This is a genomic window from Streptomyces sp. NPDC004561 (assembly GCF_053602155.1).
The window spans coordinates 1-10,533 of the sequence record NZ_JBSGDB010000320.1 but is presented as its reverse complement, the minus strand read 5'-3'; the positions used below and the strand labels follow the sequence as shown (position 1 = coordinate 10,533).

Annotated in this window: 4 protein-coding genes and 1 pseudogene; all 5 read left to right on the top strand. The window is 73.2% G+C overall.

Annotated elements, in window-relative coordinates:
- Positions 1-1,587, top strand: a 1,587-nt coding sequence (locus ACWEN3_RS31935) for a DUF885 domain-containing protein (RefSeq protein WP_452977820.1), incomplete at its 5' end; no start/stop codon positions are given.
- A gap of 228 nt (positions 1,588-1,815) precedes the next feature.
- Positions 1,816-2,199 carry a DUF5132 domain-containing protein gene (locus ACWEN3_RS31930; protein WP_452977817.1) on the top strand — a complete coding sequence of 128 codons (384 nt, stop codon included), beginning with the start codon at positions 1,816-1,818 and terminating at the stop codon, positions 2,197-2,199.
- Positions 2,200-2,499: 300 nt separating this feature from the next.
- Positions 2,500-4,707, top strand: coding sequence for an ATP-binding cassette domain-containing protein (locus ACWEN3_RS31925; protein WP_452977814.1), 2,208 nt, complete (start codon positions 2,500-2,502; stop codon positions 4,705-4,707).
- Positions 4,708-4,827: 120 nt separating this feature from the next.
- A pseudogene (locus ACWEN3_RS31920) lies at positions 4,828-10,449 on the top strand (amino acid adenylation domain-containing protein); the annotation flags it as partial.
- A partial coding sequence (locus ACWEN3_RS31915; protein WP_452977822.1) for a glycoside hydrolase domain-containing protein occupies positions 10,424-10,533 on the top strand: 110 nt, incomplete at its 3' end. The pseudogene ACWEN3_RS31920 and the gene ACWEN3_RS31915, both read left to right, overlap by 26 nt.

Here is a 10,533-nt window from a genome sequence, read left to right as displayed (position 1 = left end):
GGGTTCGCGGCGGGGGTGCTGGACCGGCTCCGCACGCTACGGCCCGCGGAACTGCCCGGCCCCGCCGCCGACACGGCGGGCTTCCTGCGGGCGCTGGCCGAACAGGAGGCGCAGTCGGGACGTTTCCACTGGCTCACACCGACCGCCACGCCGTACCAGCTCTTCCGCCTCCAGCAGTACGGTGACACGGTCTTCCGCGCGTTCCGCTTCGAGCGCCGGGCCGACGCGGACCGGTACGTGTCCCTCGTCCGGGACCTGGCCCGCTGCGTCGCGACGATCGGCGACAAGGCGGCCGGGCAGGCGGCACGGGGCTTCCGCATCCCGGCCCCCGCGCTGGCCGGCGTCCACACCACGCTCACCCGTCTGCGGGCCTCGGCGGCGCGCCACGTCCAGACGGACGCCGAGCGGCTCACCCGGCTCGACGCGGCGGGCCGGGGCCGCCTCGGCGACGCGGTGGCGCGGCTCGTGGCCGACGAGCTGGAGCCGGCGTTCGACCGCCTTCTCGCCCTGGTGGGCGACCCGGACTACGTCCGGCGGGCGCCGCAGGCCGTCGGCTGGGCCCAGTACACGGAGGGCGAGGCCGCGTACCGGGCCTTCGTCAGGACGTACACCTCCGGCGACACACCCCCCGAACGCCTCCATGCACTAGGCCGGGAGCACTGCCTCGAACTCACCGAGCGGATGCGGGAGATGCGGGCCGCGCTCGGCTTCGGGGGCACGGAGGCGGAGTTCAACGAACGGCTCACGACCGAGCCACGCCTGTACGCCGCCACCCCGGAGGAGGTCGAGGCCCGCTACCGCGGACATCTCGACCGTCTGACGCCGCTGCTGCCGCGCTGGTTCGCGGTCCTGCCCCGCGCCCCCTACGGCGTGGCCCGGCTCGACCCGGCGCTGGAGGCGTCGATGACGTTCGGCTACTACGAACCGCCCACCGCCGCGGGACCGGTGGGACGCTACCGCTACAACGCCTCGGACCTGGCGCACCGGTCGCTGCTCGGCGCGGCCGCGCTGATCTACCACGAACTGGCGCCCGGACATCACTTCCACCTCGCCCGCCAGGCCGAGAACACCGCCCTGCCCGACCTGCGACGCGAACTGGCGGCCTTCGGCGGGTTCCAGGAGGGCTGGGCGGAGTACGCGGCGGGGCTCGGCTGGGAGATGGGGCTGTACGACGACCCGTGGGACGCGTACGGGCGCCTGGCCCATGAACGGTTCACCGCGCAACGCCTCGTCGTCGACACCGGCCTCAACCTCGGGACGATGACGCTGGAGCAGGCGCGCGCCTTCATGCGCGCCCACGCGGCGGCCGAGTCCGACGGGCAGATCGGGACGGAGCTGCTGCGCTACGCGACCGACATGCCGGGGCAGGCGCTGACGTACCGGGCGGGTCATGCGGAGTTCACGGCACTGCGGGCCGCGTCCGAAGGTGGTGCGGGCGCCGCCTTCGACGTGCGTGACTTCCACGAGGCCGTGCTGGCCGGCGGCGAGCTGCCGTTTCCCGCCCTGCGCCGACGCGTGGAGAGGGAACTGCACGGGGCGTCCGGCCGTCGGCGCAGGCACCACCGGTCACTCGGAGATGGCGGTTGACGTCGCGTTTCGGCCGTCGAATGGCTTGAACGGGCGGTCGAGGGAAAGCCGCCCTACTCGAATGAGTGAAGGGCGACGGCGGAGTTTGTAACTGTCCGCTCTCGCTCGGATACGCTCTGTGATGCGGGACGTCGCTCCGGTGATACGGAAACCACGTTCATCGCGTTTCCCGCTCACCTCCCGTTGCTCTTTCAATCATCGTTTCCCCGCACAAGAGAAGGACGTGCCATGCCGCCTGTAGTGCCTCCCTTCCTGATCGGCCTGATCACCGCCACGCTGGTGAAAAGGCTGGGCAAGCCCCTCATGCGAGGCCTCGTCAAAACGTCGGTGGGACTCGGAATCGAGGTGAAAAAGGCCGTCCACGAAGCCAGCGAGGGAATCCAGGATCTCGCGGCCGAGGCGACGGCCGAAATGTTCGCCGCCCAGGTGGCGCAAGGAGCCGAGCACGCCCCGGACACCGGCGCCCTGGAGGGCGGCTCGGCGGGCCGGACCGGAGCGGGTGGCTCGCCCGCGCCCGCGGCCACGCCGGCCCACGCGGCGCAGGCCGGCGGCGAGGGCAAGACCCCCGGCAAGGCGCGCGGCACCGGTCCGACCGCCGCCAAGGTGCACTGAGCCGACCCGACTCCGCGTGATTCCGGTCGTGCCCGAGGGCCATGGCCGGCACGGTCCGAGTGGTCCATCCGCGTGCCGTCGGCCGCCCCGCGTACATTTCCGCGCCGTGATTTCCGCCGCGCACACCGTCGAGTCGTCCCATTCCCAGCAAGGGCGGGCCCGCCCGTTCCGGGACGCGCCCCTTTGAAAAACAGGTGATTGTTCCCCATGGCAACTTTGGTGGGCACAGCAGCCACGTGCCGGCCCGACCTCTCGAATGTAACCGCCAGGTCCGTTGTTCCGGGGCGACAGCGTTGGAACGTGCCCGCGGTGCTCGGGCGGCCCAGGGGCGCGAAAATTCTGGAGGGCGTGCTCCGGCGCGCGCCGGGAATCAAAGAGGCGCGCGCCAATCCCGTGACGGGCGGGGTGCTCGTCCTGCACGACCCCTCCCTCACCGCCACGGACATCGGGAATCTGCTGAGAAAATCCGTCGCCGCCTTCACGAACAGCCTCGCTTCCGCCGTCTCGCCCTCCTCGGACGCGGCAGCGCCCCGCGAGGCGGCCGAGGCGGCGCAGGGCCGCGTCGCCGTCCTGCGCCCCGCGCTCACCGTCGCGGGCGGTGCCGCGGCCGTCCTCGCGCTCGGCCGCAGAAGACTGCGCAAGCCCGTACTGGCGCTGGGCGCCCTGGCGGCGGCCACGGCCGTGGTCGTGCGACGGGCCTGGCGGAGAGAACGGGCCGACCCGGAGGACGCCCGGGCCCGGGAGCCGTCGCAACACACCCTGCTGAGCATCGTCGGGCCGCACAAAGGGAAACTCTGCGCGGCGTCGGCGCTGTCGGCGCTCTGCCAGATCACCGAGATGGGCCTCGGCGTCTTCCTGGGCTGGATCGCCCTGGTGCTCGTCAAGGGGGAGTGCGCCCCGCTCGTCGCCTTCGGAGTGAGCGGCGCCTCCGCGCAGTTGTGGTTCCTGGCCTGCGGGGCGGCCGTCGCCTGCGCGCTGGTCGCGGGCCTGTCGTACGCGGCCACCCTGGAGTGGCGCGAGCTGGGCCAGGCCGTCCAGCACGACTGGCGCAACGAGACGTACGCGCATGTGCAGAAGCTGGAACTGCGTCATCTGGAAGGCGAGCGGACGAGCCGGATCGCCGGGGTGCTCACCGAGGACATCGGCCAGATGGGCAACTTCTTCGCCACCGCGGCCAACGACGTGGTGCAGCTCGCCACCAGCTTCCTCGTCCTGGTGCCGGCCATCGTGCTCCTCGCGCCGCAGATCGCCTGGGTCGCCTTTCTGCCGATGCCACTGGTGGCCTGGCTGTCGTTCCACTACCACGACCGGGTCGCCGCCGACTACGCCGTCTCCAGCGAGAACAGGGCCCGGCTGCACAGCCAGTTGGTCAACAACCTGGAGGCCGGCGCCACCGTCAAGAGCTTCTGCGCCGAGGAGTACGAGGCGGAGCGCATCGAGCGGCTGAGCGACGCCTGCGAGGAGAGCAGCCTGCGCACCGACCGCAGCACGGCCCGCCACGCCGAGACCATCCGGGTCTGCACCACCGCCTCCATGGCGGGCACCCTGCTGCTCGGCGGCCGGTCGGTCCTCAACGGCACCCTGCCCTTCGAGGTGTTCAGCCCGCTCATCGGCCTGCCCCAGCAGGTCATGCTGCGCCTGACCCGGCTCGCCGGCATCGTCGACCAGTACCAGCAGACCCTGGCCGCATACGACCGTGTCCAGCACCTGCGCGGCCTCCCCGTCGAACCCGACGGCCACGACCGGACGTTCGACGAAGCGGACGTCCAGGGGGCGATCGCCCTGGAGCACGTCACCTTCGCCTATCCCGGCCGGCCGCCGGCCCTGGACGGCCTGTCCCTGTCCATCGCCCCCGGCCAGGTCACCGGCATCGTGGGGGCCACCGGCTCGGGGAAGACGACGATCGCCAAGCTGCTGATGCGCTTCCAGGACGCGGAGTCCGGGCAGGTCCTGCTCGACGGCCAGGACATCCGCCGGCTGCCGCGCCACGACCTGCGCCGGGCCGTCGGCTTCGTGGCCCAGGACCCCTTCCTGTTCGACGGCACCGTCGCCGAGAACATCCGGTACGGCAGCTTCGAGGCCGACGACTACAGCGTGGAGCACGCGGCGCGCATGGCGGAGGCGCACACGTTCATCGAGGCGCTGCCCGACGGGTACGGCACGATGATCGGAGAACGCGGCGCCACCCTCTCCGGCGGCCAGCGACAGCGCATCGCCCTGGCCCGGGCCATCCTGAAGAACGCCCCCGTCGTCATCCTCGACGAGGCCACGTCGGCCGTCGACAACGAGACCGAAGCGGCCATCCAGCGGACCCTGCGGGGCTTCGCGAAGGACCGGACCCTGGTGATCATCGCGCACCGCCTCTCCACCATCCGGCACGCCGACCGGATCTACGTCATGGACCGGGGCGGAGTCGTGGCGGAGCAGGGCACCCACGACGACCTGCTCGCGCACGGCGGGCTCTACGCCTCCCTCTGGAACCTTCAGGCCGGCGAGAAGGTCGCATAACGAGCCGCCGACCGCGCGAGGTCACCGGGGCGCCCGCCGACGCGCGCCCCGGCCGCGCGGTCGGCGAGCAGTGACGCCGGCGGCATCAGCTCTCTCCGCAACACCTCTGGAGGTACCCCCATGTCCCGTCGCGACGGCGCCGTCCTCCCGCTGACAGCGGCCCAGCGCGAGATCTGGCTCGCCGAGCAGGCCTCGCCCGGGGTGATCCCCGCCTACCGGATCGGCGAGTACCTGGAGATCCACGGGCCGGTGGACGTCGCCCTCTTCGAGACCGCCCTGCGCCGGGTCGTCGACGAGACCGACGTCCTGCACGCGCGGTTCGCCGAGGGCGAGGACGGCCCGTCACAGATCCTGCGGGCGACGACGGACTGGGAACTGCCCTGCCTCGACCTGAGCGGGGAGACCTCACCCCGCGAGGCGGCGCTCGGCCGGATCGCCGCCGACCGCGCCCGCCCGCTGGACCTCGCGCGTGACCCCCTGTTCGGCTACGCCCTGTTCCGGCTCGCGCCCGACCACTTCCTCTGGTACCAGGGCTACCACCACCTCGTGATGGACGGGTACGGCTACTCGCTCGTCGCGCGGCGCCTCGCCGAGACCTACACCGCCCTGGCCGAGGGCCGTAACCCGGCGCCCTGCGCGTTCGCGTCGCTGCACGACCTGGTGGCGAGCGACACCGCCTACCGCTCCTCCGAGCGGTTCGGCGCCGACCGCGCGTACTGGCTGGACCGGCTCGTCGACCACCCGGAGCCGGCCCGGCTCGCCGCGCGTCCCGCCGACGGCGCCGTGACCGGCCTGCGCAGGACGGAACTCGAGGCGCCGACGGTCCACGAGGCGCTGCTGACCGCGGCCGCCAAGGCCGGAACCCGCTGGTCCCGCGCGCTGATCGCGGCGACCGCCCTCTATGCGCACCGGCTCACCGGAGTCCGGGACATCACCCTGGGTCTTGTCGTCACCGGCCGCCCCGCCGGCGACCCGACACTGGCCTCCGCGCCGGGCGCGGTCTCCAACCTGGTGCCGTTGCGCCTGTCCCTGCGCCCGGACACGCGCTGGTCCGACCTCGTCGAGCGGACCGCGGCCGAGGTCCGCACCGCCCTGGACCACCAGCGCTACCGCGCGGAGGACCTGCACCGCGAACTCGCCCTGCCCGGCACGTTCAGCTCGGCCTTCTCCCCGATCGTCAACATCATGTCCTTCACCTACGACATGACGTTCGCCGGGCACCGCGTCTCCGCCCACTCCATCGCCGAGGCGGTCACCGGCGATCTCGCGATCTGGGCCGTCGACCGAAGCGACGGCCGCGGCCCGCGGTTCGCACTCCAGGCCGTCGCCGACGCCTACGACGAGGCCGAACTCGCCGCGCACCGCGAGCGCTTCACCAGGCTGCTGCAGCGGGTCGCGCAGGGCGCCCCCGACCAGCGGCTGGGCCGGATCGACCTGCTGTCGGCCGAAGAAGGCCGTCAGGCGCGGGCCGAGGGCGACGGGTCCGCGGCCGAGGTACGCGGCACCGGCCTGGCCGAGCTCTTCGAGGAGCAGGTGAAGGCGGCACCGGACGCGGTCGCCGTGGTGTGCGGGGAGACCATCCTTACCTACGCCGAGCTGGACAGCCGGGCCAACCGGCTCGCGCACGCCCTGACCGGCCGCGGTGCGGGCCCCGAGCAACTGGTGGCGCTGGCGCTGCCGCGCTCGGCCGATCTGGTGGTGGCGATCCTCGCCGTACTGAAGTCCGGAGCCGCCTACCTGCCGCTCGACCCCGACTATCCGGCGGCCCGGATCGCCGCCATGCTCCATGACGCCCGGCCCGCCCTGCTGCTCACCGACAGCCGTGCGGCATTGCGGCTGCCCGCCGACGCGGCCGCCGACCGCCTGCTGCTGGACGACCCCGGCACCGCCGCGCTGCTGGACGGCTGCCCGGCCACCCGCCTGGCGGTCCGCACCGACCCGCGACAGGCCGCCTACGTCATCTACACCTCCGGTTCCACCGGACGCCCCAAGGGCGTCGTCGTCACGCACGGCGGACTGGTCAACCTCTTCCACCACCAGCGGGCCACCCTGTTCGCGGCGAAGGAGGCGGGAGGCGGCCGGCGCCGGATGCGGGTGGGACTGACCACGTCCGTGTCCTTCGACGCGGCCTGGGACCAGGTGTCGTGCCTGCTGGACGGCCATGAGCTGTATGTCCTCGACCGGCAGACCTGGACCGATCCGGACGCGTTCCTCGACCATCTCGCCCGCCACCGCCTGGACATGGCCTACGCCACTCCTTCGTACCTGGGCGTTCTGTGCGCCCACGGTCTGCTCGGCGGCGACCGGCGGCGTCCCGCCGTGGTCGTCGCCGGCGGGGAGGCCGTACCGGAGCGGCTCTGGGAGGAACTGCGGTCGGCGGAGGGCGTCGACGCCTTCAACTTCTACGGCCCGAGCGAATGCACCGTGGACGCGGTCACCGCCCGCATGGCCTCCTCGGACACACCCGTGATCGGCCGGCCGATCGCCAACACCCGCGCGTACGTGCTCGACGGCGGGCTGCAGCCCGTGCCGCCCGGCGTGCCGGGCGAGCTCTACATCGGCGGGGCCGGAGTCGCCCGCGGCTACCTGAACCGGGCCGGGCTCTCCGCGGAGCGTTTCGTCGCCGACCCGTTCGGCCCTGCCGGGACGCGGATGTACCGGACCGGGGACATCGCGCGCCGCGACCCGGACGGCCGGCTGGAGTTCGTCGGACGCGCCGACGACCAGGTCAAGATCCGTGGCATCCGCATCGAGCCGGGGGAGATCCGGGCCGCGCTCGCCGAACACCCGGACCTGGCCCATGCCGCGGTCGTGGTCCGGCCGGACCGGGCCGGTGATCCGTCCCTCGTGGCCTACGTGGTGCCCGCACCCGGCGCCGCACCGAGCCCGGACACACTGCGCCGGCACCTGAAGGAGCGCCTCCCCGACCAGATGGTCCCCGCGGCCTTCGTCACGCTGGACCGACTGCCGCTGACCGCGAACGGCAAGCTCGACCGCAGGGCGCTGCCCGCACCCGACACGACCGGCGCCGACCACGGCAGGGCCCCGCGCACGGCGAGGGAGGAACTGCTGTGCCAGGTCTTCGCGGAAGTGCTCGGCCTGCCCCGCGTCGGCGTGGACGACAGCTTCTTCGAACTGGGCGGGCACTCCCTCACGGCCATGCGGCTGATCGCCCGTACCCGCTCGGTCCTCGGCGTGGAGCTCGGGCTCGCCGACCTGTTCGACGCGCCGACCGTCTCCGCACTGGCCACCGGACTCGACCGTGCGGAGCGACGGCGGCCCGCGCTGACCGCCGCCGCCCGACCCGACGTGGTGCCGCTGTCCTTCGCGCAGCGCCGCCTGTGGTTCCTGCACCGCATGGAGGGGGCGAGCGCCACCTACAACATCCCACTGGCACTGCGGATGTCGGGCTCCCTGGACCGGGACGCCCTGGAGGCCGCGCTCGCCGACGTGGTGGCACGCCACGAGAGCCTGCGGACGGTCTTCCCGGACGCCGAGGGTGCGCCCTACCAGCACATTCTCGACCCCGGGGAGGCGGCGCCGCGGCCGGCGGTCACCGACACCACCGAAGCCGAGCTGGCCGGCCGGCTGGCCGACTCCGCCCGGCACGCCTTCGACCTCGCGGCCGAGCCTCCACTGCGGGCGGAGCTGTTCGTCCTGGGCCCCGAGGAGCAGGTCCTGCTCGTCGTCGTCCACCACATCGCCGGCGACGGCTGGTCGATGGGCGCGCTCGCCCGCGACCTGACCACCGCCTACACCGCCCGGCTGGGCGGCGAGGCCCCCGACTGGGCTCCCCTGCCCGTGAGTTACGCCGACCACACCCTGTGGCAGCACGAACTGCTCGGCGACGAGTCGGACCCCGGCAGCCTGATCTCCCGGCAGCTCGCTCACTGGAAGGAGAACCTGGCCGGCCTGCCGGAGCAGACCGAGCTGCCCTTCGACCGGCCCCGGCCCGCGACGACGTCGTACCGCGGCGACCGGCTCGACCTGCGCGTGGACGCGGAACTCCACCGCGCGCTCAGGGAGTTGGCGCGCGGCAGCGGGGTCAGCCTCTTCATGGTGCTCCAGGCGGGTCTGGCCGCTCTGCTCGGCCGGCTCGGCGCCGGTACGGACATCGCCATCGGCACCCCCGTCGCGGGCCGCACCGACGAGGCCACCGACGACCTGGTCGGCTGCTTCGTCAACACCCTGGTGCTGCGCACGGACCTCTCCGGCGACCCGTCCTTCGCCGAACTGCTCGCCCGGGTCCGCAAGAACGCGCTGGCCGCCTACGCCCACCAGGACCTGCCGTTCGAGCACCTGGTGGAGGCGGTCAACCCGGCCCGGTCACCGGCGCACCACCCGCTGTTCCAGACCGTGCTGGCGCTGCAGAACACGCCCCTCGCCGCCTACGACCTGCCGGGACTGCGCGTCGAGAGCGAGCTGGTGCACACCGGCACCGCCAAGTACGACCTCACCGTCAACCTGTCCGAGCGGCACACCGCCGACGGCACCCCGGACGGCCTCGCCGGATTCGTGGAGTACAGCACCGATCTGTTCGACGCGGACACCGTGGAGGCCATCGGCGAACGCTGGCTTCGGCTGCTGCGGGCCGCGGTCGCCGACCCGGACGAGTCCGTCGCCCGGATCGACGTGCTGACACGCGAGGAGCGCCGGAGCCTGCTCGCCGCGCCGGACACCACACCGGACACCGGCACGCCCACCACCGTCACCGCCCTCTTCGAGGACCGGGCCCGGGCCACCCCGGACGCGGTGGCCGTGACGTGCGACGGCACCTCGCTCACCTACGGCGAACTGAACGCCCGGGCCAACCGGCTCGCCCGTCTGCTGATCGCCCGGGGCGCCGGACCGGAGCGGCTGGTGGCACTGGCCCTGCCGCGCTCGGCCGAGCTGGTGGTCGCGCTCCTCGCCGTGCTCAAGGCAGGTGCGGCCTACGTCCCGGTGGACCCGGAGTACCCGGCCGCCAGGATCGCCTTCGTGCTGCGCGACGCACGGCCCGCCCTGCTGCTCACCACCGGCCGCACCGCGACCGCCCTGCCCGGCGAGGCCGGCCCGGTCGAGCGGCTCCTGCTCGACGACCCGGCCGTCCGCGCGGAGCTGGACGCGTGCGCGGACACCGACCCCGGGACCGCCGTCGCACCGGACGACCCCGCCTACGTCATCTACACCTCCGGCTCCACCGGCGAGCCCAAGGGCGTCGTCATCCCGCACCGGAACGTGGTGCGGCTCTTCGCCGCCACCCGGCACCTGTTCCGCTTCGGCGCCGACGACGTGTGGACCCTGTTCCACTCCTTCGCCTTCGACTTCTCGGTGTGGGAACTGTGGGGCCCGCTGCTGCACGGCGGACGGCTCGTCGTCGTCCCGCACGACGTCAGCCGCTCCCCGGACCGATTCCTGCGGCTCCTCGCCGACGAACGCGTCACCGTGCTCAACCAGACCCCGTCCGCGTTCTACCAGCTGATGCAGGCCGACCGGGAGAACCCGGAGACCGGCCGGGACCTGGCCCTGCGCACCGTGATCTTCGGCGGCGAGGCGCTGGAGCCGGCCCGGCTCGCCGACTGGTACCTGCGCCACCCGGACGACGCCCCGGTCCTGGTGAACATGTACGGCATCACCGAGACCACCGTGCACGTCACCCACGCGGCCCTCGGCCGGCACAGCGCCGTCACCGGAGCGGCCAGCGACATCGGCACCGCCATCCCGGACCTGCGCGCCCATGTGCTCGACGCGCACCTGCAACCACCCCGCGCACGACATCGCCTACATGTACGACGCGGCCGGCGAGCCGTGGAAGACGCAGTCGACGGTCCGCGAGATCCCAGTCGA

Coding starts and splice junctions, on each gene's coding strand:
- ACWEN3_RS31930 (WP_452977817.1), top strand. CDS start 1,816: ATGCCGCCTGTAGTGCCTCCCTTCCTGATCGGCCTGATCACCGCCACG.